This window comes from Peribacillus sp. NPDC060253, from assembly GCF_042727425.1.
Taxonomy (GTDB): domain Bacteria; phylum Bacillota; class Bacilli; order Bacillales; family DSM-1321; genus Peribacillus.
The window spans coordinates 1-24,415 of the sequence record NZ_JBHXAS010000076.1 but is presented as its reverse complement, the minus strand read 5'-3'; the positions used below and the strand labels follow the sequence as shown (position 1 = coordinate 24,415).

Here is a 24,415-nt window from a genome sequence, read left to right as displayed (position 1 = left end):
GAGTTTTTGACGAATTCAATAAGATTCTTTTAAAAATTGCTTTATACCCTAATTCTATAGCCTTGGTGGATTTCTAACTTTTTAGAAATCACTTTAAATATGAATGCGGTCTTTTTAAAAAGATTACGATCATCGCCATTATCAATCCAGCAAGTGTGAAGCGTAATGCGGCTAATAATAATGGGGATGAATAAGATAGACCAATTTTAACTACTGCAAAAGAAGAACCCATTAAAAATGTCGTTAAAAGTATCAACAGTGTAAATTTGTACACATTCATTTTTTACCTCCTGACATATTTAAATAACCGATCTACCGATATTATAGCTGGCGATTATTTCAGCTTTAATCGAAATATGGAATACAAGTGGAGATAAATTTAATAGTATCGACATATCATAGGGAATCTTCATAGTTTAATTGGCATAATTAACCTCTTTAAATCATCGTATTCATTTATGTAATCAACTTCAATTCTTGAAGTTTTACCTCTCCTAACAAGCTTATGCCTTAAAGCTCTCTCATCAACCTAGCTAAGCTTGTAATTCCTACCTTTCATATATTTCAAGAGGTAAATCATCCGGATCGCAAAAAAATGCAAACCTTTTTCCTGTTATATCATCAACACGGATAGGTTCGACTAGAATATTTTCTCTTTCTAACTCTTCAATAGCTTGATGAATATCATCCACTTCAAAAGCAAGATGTCTAAGCCCTCTTGCTTCTGGATAACTTTTTCTAAAGGGACTATCCGGAAATGAAAACAATTCCAGCTGATATACCCCTCCCACCATTAAATCTAATTTATAGGACTTCCTTTCTGCCCGATATGTTTCCTGCTTAATATCACATCCTAAAATGTTTACATAGAAGTTTTTTGATTTTTCATAATCGGAACAAATTATAGCTACATGATGTATTTTTTTTACCTTCATTTGCTTCCTCCTCTGGACAGGTTAGTTTTAAATACAATTCTACCAAAGTCATATATTATATTATAGATTTAAAGTTCGAACTATCACCAATTAGGTCGAATAATTCGCCGGATTGCCAAAAGAATAGGCAACCATCAAATTCGATATTCAATCGGAACTCAATGATTGCCTATATCTAAGAAAATAACGTACCCCTAATCATATAAGTTCTAGGTTTTCCAAGGTATTCATTCTCTTAATGGGCATCTTTGTCAACCATGAATATGGAGACCCTATCCCTCTTTAAATGAATTAGTCGTCTAGCTAAAATAATGCTTTCATAGTTGCATCGCCATTTCCTACTACATAGTCATGTCAGATAGTTGATAGGTGTTGTCTATATGCGGCGATTTTCTTATCTAGCATTTCTTCGGTGTATTTAAGTGTTTCAATTTGAATTTGAATCGAACGGTGGTGGTTCTCTAATAGGTTCAAGCGTTCTTTCGAAGTTTGGTCCCCTTCTTTGAAAAGCTGAGCATATTTTTTAATTTGCTCTATGGGCATTTGAGTTTCTCTCAGTCTTTTTACGAATTCCAACCATTTAACATGTGAATCATTATAAAGCCTAACTCCGTGTGAATTACGTTCTGGCATTATGATTTCTTCCTTTTCATAATAACGTAAGGCATGTGCACTTATCCCAAGTTTCTGTCCTACTTCACTAATCGTGTATATAAAAAACACCCCCTAAAATTCTAGTTGACTTAGAGTGAACTCTAACCTTTATAATAACATCCTAACACAAATCATTGGAGGTATTTACATGAAATATACAGTTATCACTGGAGCAAGTTCCGGAATAGGGTATGAAACGGCTTTAGCATTTGCATCACTCGGAAAAAATTTAATTCTCGTTGCCAGGAGAGAACAACATTTAAACGAATTAAAAACAATAATAGAAAAAATGAACCAAGAACTTGATATAATCGTTCATGCTACCGATTTATCGGTTACCGAGAATGTTTACGGACTATATGAAAACCTTAAAGGCTTCCAGATTGAAACGTGGATCAACAATGCAGGCTTTGGTAATTTCGATAAAGTAGGGGAGCAAAGTTTGCCGAAAATCGAGAAAATGCTCCGCTTGAACACTGAGGCGTTAACATTATTGTCTTCTCTATATGTTCGGGACTATTCAAATGTAGTTGGCACACAACTGATCAATATCTCGTCTGGCGGAGGGTATACACTTGTTGCAGATGCCATAACTTATTGTGCGACTAAATTTTATGTCAGCGCCTTTACAGAAGGTCTTGCTCATGAGCTAAAAAGCCAAGGTGCTAAAATGCAAGCAAAGGTCTTGGCTCCAGCTGCAACTGAAACAGAATTTGCCAAACGTTCCTTTGATGTTGAAGAATTTCATTATGATGCCACTTTGCCGAAATACCATACGGCAAAGGAAATGGCAGATTTTTTAATTAAACTATATGAAAGTGAAAAAGTTGTTGGAATTGTAAATGGCATAACCTATGAATTTGAACTTAAAGATCCTATTTTTCAATATGCTACCAGAACAACGAATACTAATTCATAAAACATGAAAATGCGGATTTCCATCCCCCTAATCGACTCTTTACGTCTGATTAGGGGGATATTCTTTTTATGCGGTTAAGTGTACCCGGGCTTATTCAGAAAATCCATTCTCCTTATTCGCTTGAGGGCCCATGTTCTTTTTCAACTTAAACATGATGATTCCCGCTATCATTATTCCGATCCCGATCAATTTATTTAGCGTAAAAGGAGCCCTCTCAAATCCGAACCAACCAAAAGTGTCGATTAGAACAGCCATAGTAAGTTGCGCAACTAATACGATCGAGATGGCATATGCCGGTCCTAAGAGCCGGATTGCCTGCATAATGCAATAAACGAGCATGACTCCCAGAACTCCGCTTAATAGATACAGCTTGTTTATGCTCCCAATCGCTAACAAGTTCGTATCTTCCATGATCATAAAAATGGAGAGCGACGAGATGAATCCAAGCCCAAGAACAATTGTCGTTGTAGCTAAAGATCCTACCTTCTCACTTACTCTAGTGTTAAAGACCGTTTGCAGGCTGATGAAGACACCAGCCATCACGCCAAACAGAATTCCCTGCATACATGTAACCTCCTAGCTCATTCATATATGTTACCTTCTGCCCGTTCCCGCAACCGAGATAAATCTTTAATATAAAGAGAGCCTTTTTTTCGTTGTATGATGCCTTCTTCACATAATTTATGGATGACACGATTTAAGTGCCGATAACTTGTTCCTATGAGATCTGCTATTTCAGTCAGATTCGATGTGCTCATTTCTTCATGAAAGATAGAGCCACATTTTTCTGATGAAAGTGACAACAGATAGCTTGCAAGACGTATCTCGACAGGGTAGAGCCTGTTCAAGCTTGTGGCATGGGATTCCGTGTAAAACTTTTGTGTAACAACCTGTAACAAAAAATGCAGAAACTCAACTCGGTTATTTTCAATCGATCTTACGTCATCATAATGAACGCTGATTACATAACCTTCACTGACTGCCTGAACTGAATGAAGCACGTGCATTCCCTTAATATATTCCACATCTCCAATAAGGGCCAAGGGCGTTTTAAACCGAACAATTAACGCCTTTCCTTCGGGTGAAGTTGTATAAATCTTCACCTTTCCTTTTACAAGAAAATACATTTTATGAATCTCATCACCCTTGGAACATAATATTTCTCCATTTTGGAATTGATAAAGAGATAATTTCTCCTTTAATCCCTCTGAAAAAATCTTATTCAGCTTAAATTGATCTAGATATTCGAATAGACTGGGACTATTATTCACTTTTTTCAAAATCCATCACCTTCTTACGATTTAAATAGGACTACTCCCGTTAACATCATAGCCATTCCGATTACCTCTTGGATCGTGACCTTTCGCTTAATCATATCGAAAAGACCCTTTGCATCTATAATGAAGGCACATAGAAGCTGAGCAATTAAAATCGTTGCAATTGCTAACGACATGCCTAACAAATTTATCGCTATCATTTCTCCAAACACAATCACGACGCCGAGCATTCCTCCAAGCAAATATAGAACCGGAACCTCGCGAAAACCTTCGGCCCTTCCATCCCTGACAAATGCATAAAGTATGATGGAAAATATAAAGCCGACTAGATGTACAATCGCGGTAGTGTGCCAGGCACTAAGCTCCTCACTCATTCTTGAATTAAACACTCCTTGCAACGAAATAAACATACCTGCAATTATGGAATATATGATACCTTTCATCCTTACCCCTTCTCTCTCCGATTTCTTATACTAATTAAAGTATAGAAGTCGAGTTAGAGAAAGGACATATGTCCCTTATGGTCATTTTATCTTTATTTATGGAAAATATTTTATACCATTATTTGTATACAATATCCAAATGACCCCCTCTTGAATACATGATTTGTTACATCTGATAAATTTACTGCTAATCCATCATATTTCAAACAAGTTCTCGAAACGATTCCTGACTTAATTAACAAGACACAAATGGCTCTTATCGTTTCATCTTATTCGTGGGAAATCCGTTAGCATTCCTGGAGATTTTTTCTCATAAAAAAAGCTCTTCCGTTAGAGGAGTGGCGTAACACCACTCTTCCACAAAAGAACTCAAATATTAGTATATCCAACGAGGTTGTTGTGATCGAAAAAGCGAGCGATTCATTCATGGCATGGAATCTAAACGCTTTATACTGCCGTATAACCGCCGTCTACAATAAGGCTTGTACCAGTAACAAATGAAGCATCATCACTTGCAAGGAAGAGAACAGCTTTAGCCACTTCTTCCGCTCTGCCCAAACGGCCGATTGGATGTAAATCGATCAAACCTTGTCTGATCTCACCTTGTGCTTCCGCAATAAGTGGTGTATCAATATATCCAGGGCAAACGGCATTGACACGAATGCCATCTTTCGCATAAGTCGAACCTAATGTTTGTGTTAATAGTTTGACCCCGCCTTTCGCAGCAGAATAGGCTGTTACCCCCGGTTTCCCTGCATGGCTATGGATGGAGCCTGTATTGACAATGGCGCCGCCTGTGGCTTGTTTTTGCATTTGCTCTATCGCATATTTATCGGAAAGGAAGACACCGGATAAATTAATATCGATTGTTTTTTGCCATTGTTCATAGCTTAACTCATGGATGTTTCCGTCCCTGGCAATCCCTGCGTTTGCGAACATGATATCCAGTTTTCCATATTTGTTAACGGTTTCTTCGATCATATTCTTTACGTCATTTTCATTTGTCACGTCAGTTTTAACAAAAAGAGTATCATATCCTTTTCCATTTAACTCTTCTGATACCGCTTGTCCATGATCGGCATAATCCGCAATGACGACCTTAGCTCCTTCTTCTGCAAATAATTGAGCCGTACTGGCTCCAATCCCACTTGCTCCCCCTGTTACGATCGCCACTTTATTTTCTAATCTCATATATAAACACTCCTTAGTTTAGTTTCTTATATCCACTGGAATGGTAGGCATTTTAGCGAGCAGTTGCTCCGCCATCTATCACAAATTCGGCACCCGTCGTATAGGAAGATTCGTCCGAGGCGATGAAAAGTACCGTATTCGCTACATTTTTGACGCTGCCCAGATGTCCCAACGGGAATTCTTTACCCAATTCATCTTTTGTACTACCCGTTTGTTCGGATGCATAGTCTGCCATTCCAGTATCGATGTATCCTGGATGAATCGAGTTTACACGTACTCCTTTTGGAGCATACTCGATGGCAGCATCTTTTGTCATAACCCTGACCGCTCCCTTGCTTGCACCGTATAGAACATGGCCTGGAGCGCCAATCAAGCCTGCAATGGATGATGCGTTAATGACTGAACCTTTATTTTGTTCCGCCATCAGTGGCATGATATGTTTCATTCCCAGGAATACGCCTGTCACATTAATCGACATGAGACGATTCCATTCCTCCAGTTCAATCTCTGCAACTGGTTTAATGATATATATACCCGCATTGTTGAATAAAACATCCACTTTCTTGAAAGTACCGATGGTTTCCTTCGCAACCTTTTTCCAATCTTCTTCTTTGCTGACATCATGACGGATGTATAAGGCCTCTCCTCCCATTGCCTGAATGTCTTTCACAGCTTGATCACCGGATTCTTGGTTTATGTCAGTAATGACGATCTTTGCTCCTTCTTTCGCAAAAAGTAAAGCTGTTTCTTTTCCAATCCCTGTACCCCCGCCAGTAATGATTGCCACTTTGTTTTCAAGTCTCATGATTTCACCAGATCCCCTTTACTTATTTTCTGATACTGAAATCCTCAACCTTAGAGGTTGTCACTAGACAAGTATTCCTATACAAGCAAATAAAGCTGACTTTAACAATTGTCCATCCCTTTAAATGGAATGCCGCTAAAAAAGCTTCATTGTCTGTCTATGCCTTTATTTTACTCCTCGCAATTTGAAATACTATCCTATATTATGCTGTATAATAATAGGGTAAGTATCCCCCTTATATAGGGGTATTTTGTTTAAGGAGAAGAGACTCTTATGACCCAGCCCTCTCATGCTTATGAAGAGCTATCGTTTCAGCAATTCATCTTATTCATAAAAAGTCATAACAAACAGATTGAAGAAAATATCAATATTTATTTGAATCTAGAGCCCCTTATATTAGAAAAGGAACGTAAGTTGATACAAACATTGCTGGAATCATTTCTACTATTTTTATCCGCTCCAAACATCGAAGACATAAATGAAACATACGATAAGTATCTGGAAACTTGGCTTCAATCACAGTTGCCCATTTTAGATGAGAACCATTTTAGCATGTTCCGATTAATCTTTGAAAAGTCCATTGTTACCTTAATGGCCCACCTGAAACATGCACATACCATTTCCATTCTCATGTTCTTATTATCCATTTTCTCTCATCTCATCCATAGCTATAACAAATGGATGGATGTCGAACCAATGCAACTTTCAAAAACCCACGAAGAAAATGCTGAACTTAAAAGACTGCAACTATTAGACCAATTAGATGAGCTTCTAATTAACTCATCAGGTATTAAGGATTTTGCTCATATCCTAAAAAAATGTGAAGAGTTCTTTCACTATAAAAGATGTGTTTTCTATGCTTATATTCCTTGGTCCTATCAATTTTACGGCACCATTGGATTGGAGCTGCCTAAGGTTCAAAGCATGAGGGGACAACTCAGCTTGAAGCAATCCTTTGTTTTCAATTCAAAAAAGCCTGTATTTTTAAAGAATCCCAATCATTATATTAAAAAGGAACATATAACATTGTTTAATCTTTCATCTGTCATATTTGTGCCGATTGTTCATGACCAGCAAGTTTTCGGCTGGCTGACCTTTGATCAATTAGGAGAGGAATTCGATTATTCAAAAGATGAACTGACTCTACTTGAACAGGTCGGAAAACGGTTAGGTTTATATTTATCAAGAAAGGATGATAAGGTTTCCATAGATACCGATCTACAATTGACGGAACGGGAATCCATGATTTTAAATTTGCTGGCGGAGGGGTATAACAATAAAAAGATGGCCGAATTATTGCAATTAAGCGAGCATACTATAAGGGATTATGTAAGCAGTTTAATGACAAAGTTTAAAGCCAAGAACCGTACACAAGTCGTAGTCTATGGATTTCGCCTAGGTCTATTAAAGTAAAATCGAGATTCCTTTAATCGTTATGTAAGTCAAAATAAATCCTTACATAGTTAGTTGTTGAATATATCATTTACAGTAGCTGCCATATCATAATCATTGGAAACGGCTTTGAAGAAAGATTCTGTCATGGCAGCCTACGATCCACTTCTGAAGGTATCAATTCATGTACTCATATTTATAATCTCCTGTTTTTTTGATAGTAACATCCACCTGAATATTACGAATGGATTCTTCATTTAGGCTAAAATCCTCTTTAGAAACTTCTTTCCATTTTTTCAAATCCTTCCTGTAGATCACTCCTTCTAAATTATAGATGTCTATATTTTTTTCAAGAGCATATTTGTAAGTATCCCTAATTTCTTTCTCTAATGCCCTCTGTATTTTTTCTTTAAGGTGGGGTAAGGAGATGTTTTCTTCCATATCCATTACGGCACCTTCTACTTCAATTGACATATCGAATTCGACATTATTATTTACATAGATTGGCTTTATATTGAATTTTGGCCTCATTAGAGATATTTGAACATTTTTGTTTTTATTGATTTTTATTCCAATTGGGGACCTTACCGTTGATTTTGTTAACCATCTCATCCCCCCGAGATGTTTATTTGCTACCTCCCCCTTTAGTTGATTGTTTTTAATAAAATAGGCCCCTGATAGTTTTACGGTGTTCTGTGTTTTTTCTTTTGCTTTCCACACCTCATTTTTCAACGAAACCTTCGGTAGTTTTATTGTCATTCCTGTTTCATAATTTTGCGTATAAAATCTTTGGATCCGGATGGGTTCGACAAAGGATCTTAATTTATAAATATCATCCGGATTGAAAATGCTTGTTTGCACTGAAGAGCCGAATAAACTATTGACAAAGAGGATCTTTTCTAAGGAATCATCGGTTCCATATAACCAAGTTGTTTCCCTAATTTGCTGAAATCTTAAAATGGGATCGTTTACGTTGACTAATCCCTGTTTTAGTAAGCTTTCAGAGAAAATGATCAATTTAACATGAGCCCAATAAATATACTGGTTTGACCTTTTATAAATGTCATTCATGGCCTCATTCATTGTTTTCCCTTGCCCTTTGGCGACCCAAACAGGAGTTGGTTTTGGTTCCAAGCCTTCTTGTTTAGCCACACCTGCAAAAGACGTCACCTGCACATAAATGACATACTGCCCATTTTGATAATCTATTCCCATTGCACTTATATATTGAATATCTTGAATATCCTTAGCATCCCAGCAGCCACTTAAAAGAGCAAGGCTCATTACGAATAGTATAAATCTAAGGATCATTTTCATTAGCGATTTCCTTTTGTTCTGTCCTTAGTTTTCAGCATTTCGGCTCGTTTCTTTCTAAAGAGATATGGCTTCACAAAGACACCGCCCCCTAGAAGATCTTTCAAGGATAGTGGTGATATAGGCGCTAAGTAGGGTAAACCATAAATCTGCAGCCTTGATAAATAAAGGACAATAGAGAAAACACCGAGAAAGAATCCGAATAAACCTAAAACAGAAGAGAGAAATAATACAAAAAACCTGGCCATGCTTACAATTCCACCTAAAGATTGATTGATTAATGTATAGGTGGCTACCGCAGTGGTACCTGCCACCACCAACATCGTCGGGGATGTAATCCCTCCTCTAATTGCCGCATCCCCTATAATTAAGCCACCCACAACGGCCAGTGATTGACCGATTGCTTTGGGGAGTGTAATCCCTGCCTCTCGAAACAACTCAAATAAACCCAAAATCAAGAAGGCCTCTTGTTGAGGTGATATAGGCAACCCAAATCTAGATACGGTTATCGTCGCCAAAAATGGGAAGGGGAGCTGATCTAATTGAAATGATATTAGTGCTATATAAAAACCTGGTAGAAATATTGATATCACTAGTCCGATAATGCGAAAGAAATATTCGAAATTTGTATAGTAAGATGGAGTATGACGATCTTCCGCGGCTTTTAACAATAATGTAATATTACCTGGTCCAATTAAGGCAGTTGGTGACCCATCCACTAAAATGGCAAAGCGCCCATTATTTAAACTGGCTACAGCATAATCCGGCCTTCCCGTGTAATCAAAAAACGGGATCAGGTTGAACTTACTGCCTGATAAAAATTCTTCAAGTTCAGTGGTTCCCAACAAGACATCTGTGTTTATTGAAGTGATTTTCCTCTTTACCTTTTCAATGGTTTCTGGATTAACAACATCCTTCACATATAATAAATTGATTTTTGTCTTGCTTCTTTTCCCAATGGTAAATGCTTGATTTTCGAGTGATGCGGTTTTATATCTTTTTCTGATCAACCCTAAATTAACAGAGATATCTTCAATAAATCCATCACGTGGACCTCGGATGGAAATTTCACTACTTGTTTCTTCGGGACTTCGATTTGGGATGCTTGGTAGGGAAAACATAAATAATAATTCCAATTCTTCAAATAGCATCAGGACCATCCCGGAAAATACGTTTTCCTCCACATCTTCTTTTTTAGTGGAGGAAGGGAAAACCCTGCTGACTTTAAATTCGTCTTGAGGATCCTCTATAACCTCTTCTTCCTTCAGTTTAGAATGTATGAATACATTACCTTCAAGCCGTGCTACTGATTCCCACAATTTTTTGACATCGACCAACACCTCTGAATAGATCAAAGTACAAATAAGGGGCGGATCTGATTTCCCTTCAGATGTAATGGTATGCTTTTTGAATTTTACATCCGAGCTCATTCCGAATAATTCATTGAAATACTCCGTTTTTAGTTGGATCTCCGAAGAACTCCCCTTATTTGCCTTGTTCAATAGAGGCTCCATTCTTTTTCACCCTTTCTTTCAAAAAAATGACTATGTTAATAAAAAAGGTTATGACCAAAATGCTAATCACACTCAATTTAAAATAATATCGTTCTGTAAAATCCCTGTATACTGGCATGTCGATTGGTATACAAAGCGCAATGATTAAGGAGACTGATATAGCAAGCAATACAATATTTTTTATTTTTTTTGATTTAATTTGAAACAGTTCCCCGATTAGGAATATCGATAACGATACACGGATAAATGCACCTGAAAGCCATTGGTATATTGATAAAAAATCCAGGCGGTTCAAATACTTACCCATGGTAAGTAACCGCCATTGAGCGTATGCAGGATTGCTGATTTTAGCAGCCTGTACCGGACCAAACTCTGTAATGGAGCCTATTATGGGTCCCATACTGATAAACAAAAGAAATAAACCTAAAAAAAGTAAACTCCTGAACTTTATTTCTGTCTTTACAAACTGTTGAATCAAAACGAGAAAAAATATTTCTGTAAAACCTCCACCTAGTATCACGACCCCATCCCAAACAGGTGTAATCCCATTTTCAAAAATAGGGAAAAGCATGGAGTAATCCTTAAACTGTGTATTTGCCGTCATTATCATTAATCCAAGTGCCACAACAAGGGGCAAAACCAATCCCCCGGCAATGGCTATTGTTTTGATTCCAGCCTCGGCAGCAATAAAACATAGGATGATGAAAGGTATAAATAATATATATTCTGGCGTTTGAATCATATAAGTACTGTTTACCCAGGAAAATGTGCTAAATAAAGTGACATACAAGTTTAATAAAATATATAAGAAAAGAAGGATTTTTATGGACCAGGCGGCGAGCGGGTGACTGTGAGTATGTAGCCAGCCAATGATATGCTGTTGCTTTGTTTTATGTATGATCCAATAAACCATGGGAAGCCATAATAGAAAAAGCATCCCGGTGACTAAAGTACTGATCCATGAATCTCTTCCAGATGCACCAAGCAGTGAAGGCAAAACGATAACATGGTTCATCAGTCCAATAGATAGAATCAGCACCACTGTTGCTTGAAAAGTAGATATACTTTTTATCATGTGACACATCCCCTCTCTTTTAATATGAGGAGGCATTTTTGTTTTTATTCATACAGTACATCATTTCTTTAATGGACAGATAGGTAATTGAACACCCTTCCTGTCTATAAGCTCCGCTGAATCAACCGCCATTTATTATCGGCTTTACGATGAATAATGGGCTCCTTTAAATCTGCAAACGCCAAACAGGCACCAGCATTAGCTGGTGCCTGTTTCTTTTTATCCTTTAAAGCATCCGCACCTTCCCTATATCCTCCCAGTTTGAATAATACATCAAGATGTTAGTTTTGTAGGTTCTTCATTGATCGTTTTTTCTATGCTACTGCTTTCTGCCTGATCCTCTTTTATCCATTTAATGAGCGATATCGATGCCATCGCCATTATTAAGATGAGTGGAACGGAGGTAATGACTACTACTGATTGAAGAGCATGTAGTCCTCCACCGAACATCATTGAAAACGCTACAAGCTCTATAACCAAAGCCCAAAATATTTTGTGCCATCCAGCTGGCTCTTGATCTAATGACAACTTTTTTGATGGTGCTCTTGCTAATGTGAATGATGAAGAGTCCAGTGTAGCAGAAAGAAAAATAAGAGTGATAATGATAATGGCAAACAAGGCAATACTGCCTCCGGGAAGGCCCTGGTAAATGGCAGCAATGGCTGCTTCTCCACCTTTCTTCTCTAAAATGTCAATGACAGGAACAAGTTTATTAAGTTCAAAGTAAAGACCAGTATTACCCATTATAGAAAACGCCGCCCAACACCCTACTGTTCCACCAATACATTCAGCAAAAATGACTTGTCTTATCGTTCTTCCTTTCGAGATTTTCGCTACAAATATGCCCATATAAGGAGCACAAGCAAACCACCAAGCCCAGTAGAATATTGTCCAAGCTTCCGGAAAGCCAGAATTGGCAACAGAGTCGGTGTAGAAACTCATACGAAAGAAATTCTGTAACAATATCCCAACGCTATCCGTAAATCTGGATATTATAAACAAAGTTGGACCAGCTAAAAGAACGAATGCAGAAAGTGCTAGAAAAAGGTACGTATTGATGTTAGCTAATCTTTTCAGACCTTTTTTCAGACCAAAATACGTGCTAACACAGAAGATTAATGTCAAGACCACAATAAGCGTCATATCTAACATAAAGCTTCGTGGTATATTAAATAATTCAGAAATACCTTCAGAAATCATCGGAAGTCCCAAGCCTAGAGCAGCCCCTATTCCTCCAACTAGACCAACCATGAAAAAAACGTCAATCGCTTTTCCTAGCCAGCTATTTGCTCCCTTTTTAAGAACACCTTCACACGCTGAACTCAATTTTACACTCGGATTTTTCCTCACATATAAGTTATAGGCAATTGGCAAAGCAGGTAAGCAATATAGTACCCATGCGCTAAAGCCCCAATGAAATAATCCATAGGTAGACGCCCAATCTGCCGCCCCAGTTTTTGGTTCAGCCCCAAAAGGAGGAGCTGTGTAATAATACGCCCATTCAATCGCGCTCCAGTATGTGATACTTGCACCAATTCCGGCCGTAAATAACATAGCTAACCAGCTAAATGTTGAAAATTCCGGCTTGGTATCAGACGCACCAAATTTTATCTTTCCATATTTACTAAATGCCAGCCAAATCAAGAAAACTAAAGCCGCTACCACAGCCCATAAATATAATGAACTCAAGCTCTCGGCAATTAAATGATGAATATCTCCGAGGATGGCAGTCCCTTGTTTAGGATTTAATAGTACAGGAATTGACAAAGCAGCAAGAATAGCTAGAGCCGGCCAAAAGATTGCTTTATCAACATTTGATTGTTTCATAAAATAAGAACCCCTCTTTCATTGCTTTTTGATAGTATGAAAACTACACTTTCAGCTCTAGCTTTTATATCATTCACCTAACAAATGACCAACACATATAAAGCGCTTTCATTTTTATCCAAATATAGGTCTTTTATCGATTACAGACTAGCTTTGCATCGACTTTGTGACTAATTGATGAAAATGTTTCAAACCGTGCTCGGTCGGAGAATATACTCCTCTTCCACAAGCCCTAGAATGTAATCCACTTTGTAATAACTCAACTAGTTCGAAGTCTTCTTCTCGCACCTCATCTACAAATTTAATTAAATCTTCCTCTTCTACAGTTAAGTTTTCATCAGCAAAATAATAACGATAAATTGCCAATGAACTTTTTTCATCAACCGGGATAATATGGCTCGTCGTCATATTTCCAGTACCCGGGTAAATACTAATCATGGTATTGGGCCATACCCAGTAAAAACGTGCACCAGGACCTTCATCTTCATCACTTGCTGTTGTACACTGATAGGAAAAATTATCACAAGGAATAATACTATATTTAGTTAAATCGAAGGCCTTCGAAAAGCTAGGATGTGCAATTTGACAATGATCACATTCCAAATAATTGTCAATAATTGATTTCCAGTTAGCACGAACAATTCGACGGTTTTCCCTGACCTTTTTTAAGGAACTAAGAAAAGTATAGTCTTTTATGTTATTTAAAAAGGATTGATAATCTGTTTCAAAAGCAGGGGCATCCTGATTTAGATTTACAAATATCATCGACTGATGTACTTCTAATCGAATAGAAGTCATGCAGCTAGGCTTTTCTATATCATTTGTTTTGAAATTTGGAGTCCTGTTCACCTTACCATCTAAATGAAATGTCCATCCATGATAAATACACTGGAGAATTTTTTTATTGCCTTGCTCTGTACGCTCGACTATCGCACCACGGTGAGGGCAAATATTATAAAAAGCATGCAACTCTCCGTCCTTGCCCCGTGTTACAATAATCGGCTCCCCAACCAAATCAAATGTAAAGAAGTCTCCAACCTTCTCTACCTGGCTTGTATGCCCAACCATAATCCAGTTTTTATAGAAAATATTTTCCCTTTCCTCCTTCATGACTTCAGGATCCACATACTGATTAAAAGGTAGTGTGTATTCCAACTTTTTCATATCTTCTTTTGTAGACATAATGGAAGTTCCTCCTTTAATTATACATAAGATTAAAGACTTGCTCTGAATAAGGATGCAGGTATTACTTTTAAACTTCCTCTGCCAATTAGCACCATATTTCCTTATATCTGTAGCATGCTTTACTTAACTCTTATGCAAGGATAATGCCAATTCGAAAGCTCCCTATTATTACTGATATTTACTAATTCCCCCTTCATTAATGTATAAAAACAGTTTATAATTGACTCAATTTAACCATAATAGACTCACTTTAGTTATTATTGACTCATTTTACATCTTAAAAGGAAATGAATGGAGCTAACTCATGCAAAACTTAATGAATAATGAAGAAAAAATTGAAATGAGTACTGAGATATTGAAAAAAATTTTAGATCATTCACCTAATGAGATCTATGTTCTTAATAAAGATGCCTGCATTATCTACGCAAATAAAGCTTATGAAAGGCATTATGGAAAGCAGTTAAGCGAAATAGTTGGAAAACATAATAATGAAATATTCTCCAAAGGATATTGGAAACCAAGTATTTTACCCTTTGTTTTGAAAGAAAAGAAACCGGTTACAATAAAACAAGTTTCATATATTGGAAAGGAAATGATTACAACAGCTATTCCTTTACTCAACGATGATCAGGAAATTGAACTTATTATTACAACAGCACAAGAACCAAACTATAAAGGGTTATACATTCCTGAGGAACAGGAACCAGAAGAACTAAGCGAAAAGAATTCTTATAAAGAAAGCGTAATTACGAACAACGAACAGATGAACAATGTAATGGAGGTATGTGATAAGGTTTCAATGGTTGATGCGACCATTTTGATTCAAGGGGAGTCTGGTACAGGGAAAGGAGTGTTAGCTAAATACATTCATAATAGAGGACCACGAAAGAACTCGCCTTTCTTATCAATTAACTGTGCTACTATACCGGAACAATTAATAGAATCAGAACTTTTCGGATACACGGATGGGTCTTTTACCGGGGCAAACAAAGGCGGAAAAAAAGGTCTACTTGAAATGGCAAACGGCGGTACCGTATTTTTGGATGAAATAGGAGAAATCCCGTTAAATATTCAGGCTAAGCTTTTACAGGTCATTCAAGACCTTGAATTTCTTCCTATCGGGGGCAGAGAACTAAAGAAAGTGGACATTCGTATTATTTCCGCAACCAATCGAGACTTATTTGAGATGGTGCAGAAAAAACGATTTAGGGAAGATTTATATTATCGACTTAATGTGGTTAATTTACAAATACCGCCTTTAAGGGAAAGAAACGAAGATATCATCCCGCTATCTTACTATTTTCTTTCAGTATTCAATAAAAAGTATCAAGTTAATCGGATTATATCGAAGGAAGTCCTCGATATTTTTTATGACAATCCATGGCCCGGAAATATACATCAATTAGAGAATTTGATAGAAAGCTTAGTTGTAACAAGTGATGCTATCATTCAAGTATCTGATTTACCGATAATACTACAACAAAAAAATGCTCAAGAAACCCCAAGTCAAGAAACACCACTTAGACAAAACAGCACAATCCAAGACAAATCAAGTCAAATGATCCAAGATTATACATTAGATACAGCTTTAGAAGAACTTGAAAGAAACCTGATTGTTACCTCTTATACAAAATTCAGGAATACAAGGAAGGTCGCTCATCAATTATCGATTAGCCAATCAAAAGCATCACGGTTAGTGCGGAAATACTGTAAAGATTTAGACCTTTATAATTGATTCCATTAAATAGTAAATCATAAATATTAGTGGGCTTGTTTACGGCACAATCCACACGTCCGCGGAGTCATAAAAAACAGGAAAATATCCCAGCCGATCAGACCTGGTTATCGGGTTGAATTTATAAACGGAGCTATGCCCTTTCTTACTTTTCCGCAGTGCTGCCTCTGATCGTTCTGAACGGTTTATGTGCCCATAGTATCCTCATCCATTGATAGTAACGATGTGAACGATTTTGGAGTACTTAGTACCCATTCAGCTGCTGTATTTAACATTGCTTCTCCTTCAAAACTATTAATAAGTGGCTACAGCAATTGGAGGAGAACGGAATTGGCGCTCTTGAAACGAATAAAAAGGGTCGTCCATTCATGAAAAAAGAAACGAAGATCTTATTAACAAGCCCTGAAAACACATGGTCTTACTCAAAGTATGTCCCGAAAAGGAGGCTTACTAAAAATTGAATTGCTTTCTTTACAGAAGTTCGGCAGCATGGAGCATTACAAACAAGAACTATATGAATATAGCTTTTATTATAATCACCGACGGATCAAAGTGAAATTAAAAGGCATGAGCCCAGTAAATTACCGGGTTCATACCCTCAAGGTTGCCGAGTGTCTAAAATTTTTGGGTTCATTTCAAATTTGAAGTCGTCTTAAATCCTTATTTAACAAACATAACGTTAACAAAAATTAACCCTAAGGAAAATAGGGAATTAAATGAACGATTTCAAATCTTTTTTCATCTGATAACGTTAGTCATTTTGTTAATCGTTTTTTTCTGTTTTTCCAGATAAAAACCATCCACCTAAAGCAATAAGTAGCATGACTGACCAAAAGATTATGTTCCAAATGGGCCCTTCAACAAAATCGTGAGGGATAATGTGCAGGGATGGATGTGCAAGTGTATGCATTAATAACTTCACCCCAACCCAACCAACGATTAACATGGCTGCCGTTTCGAGGCTAGGTCGCTCCGTCAATATCTTAACGAAGTATCCTGCTGCAAACCGAATGACAATCAAGCCTGCAATTGCTCCTATTAAAATAACAATGAATTTAGCTCCGTCCATACCACCTATATCACCCATTGGCGTATCTGGCAAAGCAAGAACAAGAGCAACTGCAGCTAAAATTGAATCAACGGCAAACGCTATATCCGCTAATGCAATTTGCGCAACAGTCATACGATAACTTTTGCCCTTTTTTCCATCTTCCCCGTGGTCCTTTTTAAGTAAATGTTTTATGGAGATGAAAATCAAATAGGCAGCCCCAATTGCTTGAACTTGCCAAACGTGGAAAAGGTACGAAATGATGAAGATTGCACCGATCCTAAATACAAAAGCTAATAGCAATCCAATATTGATCGCTTTTTTTTGCTGTTCTTGTGGTAAATGCTTTGACATAATGGCTAAAACCAATGCATTATCAGCAGATAATAAACCTTCTAAAATAATTAAGATGATTAAAACCCATCCATACTCCAATAACAAAGATAGTTCCATTTTGCCCCCCTAAAATATCCCTTCATAAGCAGTAAACATAATCTTGAACATCTTGCATTCATAACAGGCATAAGTCACCCTTGAACTTTTTCTCATTCCAATATTGTTCCATTGTATCCACTTCCTTATTCAACACTTCAGTCCCGTTAGCTCTATAATATATTCTCTTATTCAGACATAGTTCCACTTGGATACGTTGGGATTTTTTCATCTAGGACTAATAAAAAAAACTTGATTAAGGCCTGCAACCAACCACGTTCGTTGAAGTACATAATCAAGATTTTTTGTATAGATTTCTCCTCACTGTGCCATTAAGTGATATTTCTTTAAAATGGCCATTGTGATGCTTTTAGCGTCTGCTGAAGTACCGGAAATGTTTGTTACAAAAACATAATCGTGATCGTTTGTTTCAATAAAACCAACATACCAGCCCAGGTTTGATCCTTGACCTGTTTTACCGTAAAGTGTAAAGTTGTCCCCTTCAGTCTGAATCATCATTCGTTTAACGGTTTTCATGGTAACTTTATCAAAAGGGAGATTCTCTTTATATAAAGATTCCATAAAATCCGCTTGTTCAATAGGAGAAATTTTTAGTGAGCTACTTAACCAAAACTGATCAATCCCCCCACTAATATCTTGGTTGCCATAAGAAATTTTTTGAACCCACTCCTCCATACGATCCTCTCCAATATCCCGGGCCATTGCTTGATAGTACCAGACTACAGAGTTCCTTAAACCAGACCCGAGCGTATGATCCTGATTCCAAATTTCGATTTCCCGTTTCACTCCATCCCAATATTTAATGTCATATTCATCTTCTACGGCTCCTACCTGTAATCCAATGAGTGCATTGGGTACTTTAAAAGTCGATTGCGGCGCAAATCTTTGAGCGGCTCGTTCTTTATTATAGATAAAAGTCTTGTCTTTTTTCATTTCACGTAATATGAAGGTTCCTTCATGTTCTGAAAAAAATTCATCGACGTCTAGTTCCTTTATATTTAGCTTATCCTTGGTAGCATCAGCTCCAATAGGTTGTTGCATACATGTAATTAGAACTAGGGCACCAATTAGCATCAGAACCTTACGTTTTTTCATATATAATCACCTCTATACATTTATTTACAAACCATTCCATTATATCATATTAACCGAATATTTTTAAAATTAAAATAATGAATGTGAATTTAGAAGCTGCCTTCTCGGATAACGTTAATGAACATCTGTAGTTAAATTTACTTTGGTATCTAATTTTTTTGCTTACTTTTTATAAAGAATAAAATTCAATAATTCTCCTAATAATAATTAGACTAATCATCAGGGAGGGATTTATGTGGATGCTAATCGTGTAAAACAGATTCTATCTTCTTCATCTGACATTGAGGTAAGATATAATGGATCTTCAGTTTGGATTGATAATTTAAATGCAGATGGTAAAACAGCAACAGTACATTTAAGAGGGCCATTGGAGGAAAGATCTGAAGTCGGAATTGATGAACTTAAAGAATTTTAAGGAACTCTTCCATTAAAATTAAGCTCCTCTCGTTAAGAGAAGGGCTTTTACTTATTCACCAATAATTTTTGACCAATATAAATTTTGTCCGGGTCTTTAATTCCGTTAAGACTAACAAGGGATTTTACGGTTGTTTTGTGTTTTTTTGCAATCAAGCTAAGTGTGTCACCTTTTTTTACAGTATAATTTGCAGATGTAGATTTCAATGCACAGGAGCTATTGGGTGTCCTAAAGGTATTTACGTTTTTTGTAAAATCCCGATAAGCTACATTTAAATCCACCTTTGTGCTGATGCCGTTTACTTGACCTGAATCTGAATGCTGCCAAATGTCTGTGTGACGTCCCAACGTGCTGTTATATCGTGCGATCCATAAAGCGTACTTCGATAATCTTGATTCATCTAAAGTATTTTCAAGAAATGATTTTCCAGTATAAAGCATAGCAGTGTGTCCTGCTTCTTCAATAGCTTCTAAAAAAGCTATTGCAGCATCTGTCAGTGTTTTTTTCTTAGCCTCTTTTTTATTTTCTTCAAGGTCAAGAACAATAGGGAAATTTAAAGCAACAAAACGGATAGACTCTAAAAAATAGGCAGCCTCTGCCTTTGCTTCCTCTACAGTGGCAAACTTGGCATAGTGATAGGCTCCGACTTTTAATCCGGCTTTCAGAGCTTTAGGAGCATTTTCTTGAAAATAGGATAGCTTAGAATAGCTGGTTCCCTCGGTTGCTTTAATAAATACAAACTGCACTCCTGCCTTTGCAACTTTATCCCAATTAATCTTTCCTTGCCAGTGCGAAACATCAATCCCCTTTAAATGTTTCATATTATTATTCTCCTCCTCTTTTTCTACCTAAATTCACTGACATATTATTTCTACAACATAAGATTGTGTAATAGTTCAGATGAACATTGCATTAAAAAAACATTCCCGCTACTATAAATAACATTACTTTCCACGTTCAAGCCATACTATAATAATATGTGACTTTACTTGAAGAAAAAGAACTCATAGTTCCTTTGTCATAAATACGCTGTTCGTGTCCTCCTTGTAATCGGAAAACGGCTTACAATATTGGAATTCGAAACTTGCATATAGTTTTCTTGCCGGTAAGAAAGCATCCATTGATCCCGTTTCCAAACTTAAACGCCGATATCCACGTCGCTTGGCTTCATCAACTATGTATTGAAGGAGTTGTTTTGCAACACCTTTTTTTTGATGTGCTGAAGACGTTCGCATCGATTTGATCTCACCATGTTGACCATCAAGTTCTTTAAGTGCCCCGCATCCAACTAATACCTCTCCATCCCATACGCTCCAGAATGTAATCTCTGGTCTCCGCAATTCCTCTAGATTTAATGCATGTATACTTTCCGGCGGGGAATGAAGCGTCATACCATGAAGGTGCTCCCTCACCAATTCAATCACTTCAGATCCAGTTAAATCATCTATTTTAATTTCCATAAAAATACCCTCCCACGACATTATAATGGAAAAGGTGCCCAAATATTTTCCATGTGCACACTCACAATTCATATTTTACCACTTTTTATTTATTGAGTTAATCTGCTCTTTAGTTCTGTAAGAAAAAGGAAGGAACACACCATATCCATGAACCCTACCAGGTGCCTTTGTCCAAATCATTCTAACCCTCCAGATTTTAATAATTTGGCAATTCCAGGACACTTTTATCAGGCAAGGGGGCTTTTCATGTCAATTCTCATTTCCGTAAGTTGAAGCAGCTAGCTAGCTAGCTAGCTTTACTTAAACATTAGAAGAAAACCCCTGAAAATTTAAATTCAGGGGTTTTCTTTTTTCGAATATATAAGTTAACAGTTCCCATCTTTATGGAATAACGAAATACGGTCTCATCATTTCATAATCCTCATGCTCCAAGATATGACAATGCCATACATATCTGCCTGTATAAGGACCAAAATTCATGATAATCCGCGTTACTTGTTTCGGATTGGCTCTTACTGTATCCTTCCCTCCTCGTTCTTCTGGTTCGGGGGGGATTGCTGGGCCAGTGTATTGGATGAGCCCTTCCATATTATATTTATCGACATCGAAAGGTCTTCGGTCTATCACCTGGAAATCAATTAAGTGAACGTGAATTGGGTGTGTATCTGTAGTTAAGTTTATAAGATACCATATTTCGGTTGATCCTAATTTTGGATTTTCTGTTACGGGTGCATCCCACTGTTTATTATCCAATAACATAAATTCACGGCCGTACTTATCCATATTATCATTTAATGTTAGATATCGTATCTTTGAAGCTGACTGTTCATTCATTTTTGGAAGAGGCATCATATTAGCCGGAATAACACTGGTATCAATACTTGTAAGAGGAAGAGTGATTCTGAATTCCATCACTACTCCAACCGCATTAGCGGGATCTCCATCAGGAAAGGGAGCCGGGGCGTCATTTGTCACGATAATGTTCCTTCCAGCAAGATTAGTAAAATCAATGATGACATCCGCTCTTTCTGCAGGAGCAAGCATGATTTCTTTGACCCCTATCGGATATTCCATTAAACCGCTATCCGTCCCGATTAGATAAAAGCGTTGCCCTGAATCAAGCTTTATCCTATAAAAACGATTGTTAGATCCATTTAACAACCTGAATCGGTATTTTCGTGGTTCCACTTTTAAATAGGGCCATACTTTTCCATTAACAAGGATGGTGTCCCCAAAAAATTCAGGAACGATCGATGTTTCTAATTCCCCGATCGGTTTAACTGGCTGGTTTGGATAAAAAAGAGCGCCATTTTTATGAAAGGACCTGTCTTGAATAATAAGAGGAATTTCATAGTCACCGCAGGGCAGATTCAATACACGTTCCTTTTTATCTCTTATAAGATAAAAACCTGCCAGTCCCGCATAGACATTGAGTCTTGTAATCCCAAGTGTATGGTCATGATACCATTGAGTAACAGATTTTTGGTTATTATCATATTGATATACTTTCTTTTTAAAATAAGGTCCTACTCGTTCGAATCCTTTTGTAAACCAAGCCTCCGGGTAACCATCACTGTCCGATTCAACACTAGCGCCATGTACGTGTACCACCGTTCGAACTTCCGGTACGTCAAAATGGGCACCATGAACCGAATAGTCTACCGGAAAAAGATGCTTTTCTGGAAGGTTATTGATCCATTTAATAAACACTTTCTCTCCGCTCTCTACCTCAATTGTAGGTCCAGGATAGCTGCCTTCATAGCCCCATACAGTTGTATCATTTAACTCACTATGGAGTGATTGCTTAAATTCCGTCATATTCACTTCATAATAAGTATGAACCTGATCTTTCCATCGAGGTTTTAAAATAGGGGGAATGGGGAGTTCATCTACAAATTTAGAGAGAATCATATTTTCGCTCCTTATTAACTGTTGCTAATCATTATCTTCCTTCTAAATTTTATTAAAAGTACTAGCCTTGTATGACAATTCAAATTAGTCTTAAGGTAAAAATAGTATCCAGCCCTATTAGCTGCAAAAAAAGGATTACCGCAGCACCCCTACTGTTGGCTGTTCTTAACACCGGTATTTCTTTTTCTGATTTAAGTTGCTGAGCCATAACCTGTTTCATTTACTAGGAATAATTCTAAACTAGCTATCCCACTAACCTCTTCATAGTACAAAACCCTTCGCTTGATCTTCGGCTCTAGAACACGTTTGTGAAATTATGGTGAAACATCGGTAATAAAATATACACTGATTGACAACGTTAAAAGTACTATCAGAAGAGCCTGCAAACATATACCTACAATACTACAAATCTTTCCTGAAGAAGATAGCTTTCTACCTTGTTGTTTGGACTTTTCTATCTCTTTCATACTTTTTGATGAGAGCAATAGCCCAATCATTCCAAGTACTAAACCTATATAAGGAATAATGATGGACAAAATTCCTAGCGTTAATGAATAAATAGATTTTCTATTTGTAGTACCTTTCATAGTTCCCCTCCTTATATGATTCGCCTCCTAGATTGTATTCGAAATGACTATCTATTATTAAACATCCGTCCTCTTTATTTCATTTTATCTCTGCACAAATAATCATTTCTTTTCATACGTGTTCAATTAATGTTCAACAACTAACCTGCCCAGTTAGGAAGAAAAGTTAGTGAAATTCTAAAAAAATCCCACTTTCACCATTTTTGCTTGAAAACATTCATCAAATAATTACTCTCTTATCCAATCGAATGGAGGCTTGCACGCGTAAAATATAGAAAAATTAGGTGGGGGTAATAATAATATGAATTTACGAGAAATACAGGGATCATATGACCTTGTAGCTAGTTTAGGTTCTTGGTGTGGCCCTGCACTACACACAAAACGTCATAATTTGAGAAAGAATTCCTTTCCATTTGATTGGGTTCAATCCCCCTTTCTCTCCGATGTAAATAAATTGTTAAAAAATAGATTTGAGGGCTATATGGAGTTAGGAAATATGGTTGAAAAAGAGATACTGGCACATTTTGTTGATGAAGGAAATACTGTCTTTGAGCAGGGAGGTACTGAACCGGCCAAAGCACATTTCATTCATGATAGCTATTATCATATAGATTCCGTCCATGATTTCCCTAGGATTCCCAATCAAGATTGGATTGTTCAATATCCCTCTTATAAAGAAAAATTGAAGCAACGGATAGAGAGATTTTTTACGCATATTACTCAAAGTCAATCTATTTTATTCATAAGATACGAATGGGGAAAGGCGAATGATGATGAAGTAATTGAATTACAATCTATCTTGTCTCAAATAACAAAGGGGAAAATAAATATCCTGATAATGGAGCCCCTTGATGGTTTACAGGGAGTAAAAGAAGTGAACTGGGGTTTGAATGGGATTTGTTTAGTACAGGTTCCACGTCAAAACCCTGATGATCATGCCATTTGGGATGAAGTTCTTAAAGGAGTAATTTTAACATAGTAAGAATTGGAAAACTGCTTATTTGGGAGGCAGAGGTATTGTACAATATGAACTTCATTCACTTTACTGGTTTCATTATTCTGGAAGCTTCTAACTGAGGGAAGAATGATAGGAGCAAACTAGATGGGTTTCCTTTTAATAGTCCGAGGTTCAAGCTCTAGACAAACTTTTTGAAAATTGCGTTTGTCTACAGTCTAATTT

General features: G+C 37.0%; 23 protein-coding genes and 3 pseudogenes. 7 read left to right on the top strand and 19 right to left on the bottom strand.

Going from position 1 to position 24,415, the window contains the following annotated elements:
• Window positions 1–103 precede the first annotated feature (103 nt).
• From ACFWE9_RS18315 to ACFWE9_RS18305, 3 genes and pseudogenes are all read right to left on the bottom strand, one after another.
• Window positions 104–280: pseudogene (locus ACFWE9_RS18315) on the bottom strand (EamA family transporter); the annotation flags it as partial.
• 268 nt (window positions 281–548) lie between these two features.
• The gene (gloA2, locus tag ACFWE9_RS18310; protein ID WP_230159613.1) at window positions 549–935 is read right to left on the bottom strand and encodes an SMU1112c/YaeR family gloxylase I-like metalloprotein; all 387 of its coding nucleotides are present in this window, start codon (window positions 933–935) and stop codon (window positions 549–551) included.
• Window positions 936–1,289: 354 nt separating this feature from the next.
• Window positions 1,290–1,649, bottom strand: a complete 360-nt coding sequence (locus ACFWE9_RS18305; RefSeq protein ID WP_230159638.1) for a MerR family transcriptional regulator — start codon at window positions 1,647–1,649, stop codon at window positions 1,290–1,292.
• Between the two features lie 88 nt (window positions 1,650–1,737).
• Between ACFWE9_RS18305 and ACFWE9_RS18300 the strand changes: the two genes are divergently transcribed.
• Window positions 1,738–2,508 (top strand): SDR family NAD(P)-dependent oxidoreductase, encoded by a 771-nt coding sequence (locus tag ACFWE9_RS18300; protein WP_230159612.1) that lies wholly within the window; start codon window positions 1,738–1,740, stop codon window positions 2,506–2,508.
• Window positions 2,509–2,598: 90 nt separating this feature from the next.
• On the opposite strand, the gene ACFWE9_RS18295 is transcribed toward ACFWE9_RS18300, so the two are convergent.
• The 5 genes from ACFWE9_RS18295 to ACFWE9_RS18275 form a co-directional block, all read right to left on the bottom strand.
• Window positions 2,599–3,072, bottom strand: coding sequence for a DMT family transporter (locus ACFWE9_RS18295; protein ID WP_230159611.1), 474 nt, complete (start codon window positions 3,070–3,072; stop codon window positions 2,599–2,601).
• Window positions 3,073–3,089: 17 nt separating this feature from the next.
• The gene (locus tag ACFWE9_RS18290; RefSeq protein ID WP_377358036.1) at window positions 3,090–3,779 is read right to left on the bottom strand and encodes a Crp/Fnr family transcriptional regulator; all 690 of its coding nucleotides are present in this window, start codon (window positions 3,777–3,779) and stop codon (window positions 3,090–3,092) included.
• 23 nt (window positions 3,780–3,802) lie between these two features.
• Window positions 3,803–4,228, bottom strand: coding sequence for a DMT family transporter (locus tag ACFWE9_RS18285; protein ID WP_377358033.1), 426 nt, complete (start codon window positions 4,226–4,228; stop codon window positions 3,803–3,805).
• A gap of 447 nt (window positions 4,229–4,675) precedes the next feature.
• On the bottom strand, window positions 4,676–5,419 hold the full coding sequence (locus tag ACFWE9_RS18280) for an SDR family NAD(P)-dependent oxidoreductase (protein ID WP_377358031.1): 744 nt from the start codon (window positions 5,417–5,419) through the stop codon (window positions 4,676–4,678).
• 52 nt (window positions 5,420–5,471) lie between these two features.
• Window positions 5,472–6,224, bottom strand: coding sequence for an SDR family NAD(P)-dependent oxidoreductase (locus tag ACFWE9_RS18275; RefSeq protein WP_230159608.1), 753 nt, complete (start codon window positions 6,222–6,224; stop codon window positions 5,472–5,474).
• Window positions 6,225–6,497: 273 nt separating this feature from the next.
• On the opposite strand from ACFWE9_RS18275, the gene ACFWE9_RS18270 reads away from it, so the two are divergent.
• Entirely contained in the window at window positions 6,498–7,637 is a 1,140-nt protein-coding gene (locus ACFWE9_RS18270) for a LuxR C-terminal-related transcriptional regulator (protein ID WP_377358028.1), read from the top strand.
• Window positions 7,638–7,793: 156 nt separating this feature from the next.
• Here ACFWE9_RS18270 and ACFWE9_RS18265 read toward each other — a convergent pair whose 3' ends face one another.
• From ACFWE9_RS18265 to ACFWE9_RS18245, 5 genes are all read right to left on the bottom strand, one after another.
• Window positions 7,794–8,927: a Ger(x)C family spore germination protein gene (locus ACFWE9_RS18265; RefSeq protein WP_377358035.1), complete on the bottom strand. Its 1,134-nt coding sequence runs from the start codon at window positions 8,925–8,927 to the stop codon at window positions 7,794–7,796.
• A gap of 5 nt (window positions 8,928–8,932) precedes the next feature.
• Window positions 8,933–10,444: a spore germination protein gene (locus ACFWE9_RS18260; RefSeq protein WP_377358026.1), complete on the bottom strand. Its 1,512-nt coding sequence runs from the start codon at window positions 10,442–10,444 to the stop codon at window positions 8,933–8,935.
• Window positions 10,416–11,519, bottom strand: a complete 1,104-nt coding sequence (locus ACFWE9_RS18255) for an endospore germination permease (RefSeq protein WP_230159605.1) — start codon at window positions 11,517–11,519, stop codon at window positions 10,416–10,418. Before ACFWE9_RS18255 ends, ACFWE9_RS18260 begins: the two co-directional genes overlap by 29 nt.
• A 273-nt stretch (window positions 11,520–11,792) precedes the next feature.
• Window positions 11,793–13,346, bottom strand: a complete 1,554-nt coding sequence (locus ACFWE9_RS18250) for a BCCT family transporter (RefSeq protein ID WP_377358024.1) — start codon at window positions 13,344–13,346, stop codon at window positions 11,793–11,795.
• A gap of 147 nt (window positions 13,347–13,493) precedes the next feature.
• On the bottom strand, window positions 13,494–14,528 hold the full coding sequence (locus tag ACFWE9_RS18245; RefSeq protein WP_377358022.1) for an aromatic ring-hydroxylating oxygenase subunit alpha: 1,035 nt from the start codon (window positions 14,526–14,528) through the stop codon (window positions 13,494–13,496).
• Window positions 14,529–14,847: 319 nt separating this feature from the next.
• Here ACFWE9_RS18245 and ACFWE9_RS18240 point away from each other — a divergent pair, with 319 nt between their 5' ends.
• The 3 genes and pseudogenes from ACFWE9_RS18240 to ACFWE9_RS18230 form a co-directional block, all read left to right on the top strand.
• Entirely contained in the window at window positions 14,848–16,266 is a 1,419-nt protein-coding gene (locus ACFWE9_RS18240; RefSeq protein ID WP_377358020.1) for a sigma-54 interaction domain-containing protein, read from the top strand.
• A 258-nt stretch (window positions 16,267–16,524) separates the two neighbouring features.
• A pseudogene (locus tag ACFWE9_RS18235) lies at window positions 16,525–16,649 on the top strand (helix-turn-helix domain-containing protein); the annotation flags it as partial.
• 13 nt (window positions 16,650–16,662) lie between these two features.
• A pseudogene (locus ACFWE9_RS18230) lies at window positions 16,663–16,911 on the top strand (IS3 family transposase); the annotation flags it as partial.
• A 118-nt stretch (window positions 16,912–17,029) separates the two neighbouring features.
• On the opposite strand, the gene ACFWE9_RS18225 reads toward ACFWE9_RS18230, so the two are convergent.
• The gene (locus tag ACFWE9_RS18225) at window positions 17,030–17,767 is read right to left on the bottom strand and encodes a TerC family protein (protein ID WP_377358018.1); all 738 of its coding nucleotides are present in this window, start codon (window positions 17,765–17,767) and stop codon (window positions 17,030–17,032) included.
• 300 nt (window positions 17,768–18,067) lie between these two features.
• Window positions 18,068–18,862 (bottom strand): class D beta-lactamase, encoded by a 795-nt coding sequence (blaOXA, locus tag ACFWE9_RS18220; RefSeq protein ID WP_230159600.1) that lies wholly within the window; start codon window positions 18,860–18,862, stop codon window positions 18,068–18,070.
• Between the two features lie 235 nt (window positions 18,863–19,097).
• Between blaOXA and ACFWE9_RS18215 the strand changes: the two genes are divergently transcribed.
• On the top strand, window positions 19,098–19,277 hold the full coding sequence (locus ACFWE9_RS18215; protein ID WP_230159599.1) for an H-type small acid-soluble spore protein: 180 nt from the start codon (window positions 19,098–19,100) through the stop codon (window positions 19,275–19,277).
• A 47-nt stretch (window positions 19,278–19,324) separates the two neighbouring features.
• On the opposite strand, the gene ACFWE9_RS18210 is transcribed toward ACFWE9_RS18215, so the two are convergent.
• The 4 genes from ACFWE9_RS18210 to ACFWE9_RS18195 all read right to left on the bottom strand — a co-directional run bounded on the left by ACFWE9_RS18210 (window position 19,325) and on the right by ACFWE9_RS18195 (window position 23,235).
• Window positions 19,325–20,098 (bottom strand): GH25 family lysozyme, encoded by a 774-nt coding sequence (locus tag ACFWE9_RS18210; RefSeq protein WP_377358016.1) that lies wholly within the window; start codon window positions 20,096–20,098, stop codon window positions 19,325–19,327.
• A gap of 183 nt (window positions 20,099–20,281) precedes the next feature.
• Window positions 20,282–20,737, bottom strand: a complete 456-nt coding sequence (locus ACFWE9_RS18205) for a GNAT family N-acetyltransferase (protein ID WP_230159597.1) — start codon at window positions 20,735–20,737, stop codon at window positions 20,282–20,284.
• A gap of 381 nt (window positions 20,738–21,118) precedes the next feature.
• The gene (locus ACFWE9_RS18200) at window positions 21,119–22,648 is read right to left on the bottom strand and encodes a multicopper oxidase family protein (RefSeq protein ID WP_230159596.1); all 1,530 of its coding nucleotides are present in this window, start codon (window positions 22,646–22,648) and stop codon (window positions 21,119–21,121) included.
• Window positions 22,649–22,962: 314 nt separating this feature from the next.
• Entirely contained in the window at window positions 22,963–23,235 is a 273-nt protein-coding gene (locus ACFWE9_RS18195; RefSeq protein WP_230159595.1) for a DUF4190 domain-containing protein, read from the bottom strand.
• Between the two features lie 301 nt (window positions 23,236–23,536).
• Here ACFWE9_RS18195 and ACFWE9_RS18190 point away from each other — a divergent pair, with 301 nt between their 5' ends.
• The gene (locus tag ACFWE9_RS18190) at window positions 23,537–24,214 is read left to right on the top strand and encodes a DUF1796 family putative cysteine peptidase (RefSeq protein WP_377358013.1); all 678 of its coding nucleotides are present in this window, start codon (window positions 23,537–23,539) and stop codon (window positions 24,212–24,214) included.
• Window positions 24,215–24,415 lie beyond the last annotated feature (201 nt).

Excerpts from the sequence above, each read along its gene's own strand:
- gloA2 (WP_230159613.1), bottom strand. The coding sequence starts at position 935 with ATGAAGGTAAAAAAAATACATCATGTAGCTATAATTTGTTCCGATTAT.
- ACFWE9_RS18300 (WP_230159612.1), top strand. The coding sequence starts at position 1,738 with ATGAAATATACAGTTATCACTGGAGCAAGTTCCGGAATAGGGTATGAA.
- ACFWE9_RS18295 (WP_230159611.1), bottom strand. The coding sequence starts at position 3,072 with ATGCAGGGAATTCTGTTTGGCGTGATGGCTGGTGTCTTCATCAGCCTG.
- ACFWE9_RS18285 (WP_377358033.1), bottom strand. The coding sequence starts at position 4,228 with ATGAAAGGTATCATATATTCCATAATTGCAGGTATGTTTATTTCGTTG.
- ACFWE9_RS18280 (WP_377358031.1), bottom strand. The coding sequence starts at position 5,419 with ATGAGATTAGAAAATAAAGTGGCGATCGTAACAGGGGGAGCAAGTGGG.
- ACFWE9_RS18275 (WP_230159608.1), bottom strand. The coding sequence starts at position 6,224 with ATGAGACTTGAAAACAAAGTGGCAATCATTACTGGCGGGGGTACAGGG.
- ACFWE9_RS18270 (WP_377358028.1), top strand. The coding sequence starts at position 6,498 with ATGACCCAGCCCTCTCATGCTTATGAAGAGCTATCGTTTCAGCAATTC.
- ACFWE9_RS18265 (WP_377358035.1), bottom strand. The coding sequence starts at position 8,927 with ATGATCCTTAGATTTATACTATTCGTAATGAGCCTTGCTCTTTTAAGT.
- ACFWE9_RS18260 (WP_377358026.1), bottom strand. The coding sequence starts at position 10,444 with ATGGAGCCTCTATTGAACAAGGCAAATAAGGGGAGTTCTTCGGAGATC.
- ACFWE9_RS18255 (WP_230159605.1), bottom strand. The coding sequence starts at position 11,519 with ATGATAAAAAGTATATCTACTTTTCAAGCAACAGTGGTGCTGATTCTA.
- ACFWE9_RS18250 (WP_377358024.1), bottom strand. The coding sequence starts at position 13,346 with ATGAAACAATCAAATGTTGATAAAGCAATCTTTTGGCCGGCTCTAGCT.
- ACFWE9_RS18245 (WP_377358022.1), bottom strand. The coding sequence starts at position 14,528 with ATGTCTACAAAAGAAGATATGAAAAAGTTGGAATACACACTACCTTTT.
- ACFWE9_RS18240 (WP_377358020.1), top strand. The coding sequence starts at position 14,848 with ATGAATAATGAAGAAAAAATTGAAATGAGTACTGAGATATTGAAAAAA.
- ACFWE9_RS18225 (WP_377358018.1), bottom strand. The coding sequence starts at position 17,767 with ATGGAACTATCTTTGTTATTGGAGTATGGATGGGTTTTAATCATCTTA.
- blaOXA (WP_230159600.1), bottom strand. The coding sequence starts at position 18,862 with ATGAAAAAACGTAAGGTTCTGATGCTAATTGGTGCCCTAGTTCTAATT.
- ACFWE9_RS18210 (WP_377358016.1), bottom strand. The coding sequence starts at position 20,098 with ATGAAACATTTAAAGGGGATTGATGTTTCGCACTGGCAAGGAAAGATT.
- ACFWE9_RS18205 (WP_230159597.1), bottom strand. The coding sequence starts at position 20,737 with ATGGAAATTAAAATAGATGATTTAACTGGATCTGAAGTGATTGAATTG.
- ACFWE9_RS18200 (WP_230159596.1), bottom strand. The coding sequence starts at position 22,648 with ATGATTCTCTCTAAATTTGTAGATGAACTCCCCATTCCCCCTATTTTA.
- ACFWE9_RS18195 (WP_230159595.1), bottom strand. The coding sequence starts at position 23,235 with ATGAAAGGTACTACAAATAGAAAATCTATTTATTCATTAACGCTAGGA.
- ACFWE9_RS18190 (WP_377358013.1), top strand. The coding sequence starts at position 23,537 with ATGAATTTACGAGAAATACAGGGATCATATGACCTTGTAGCTAGTTTA.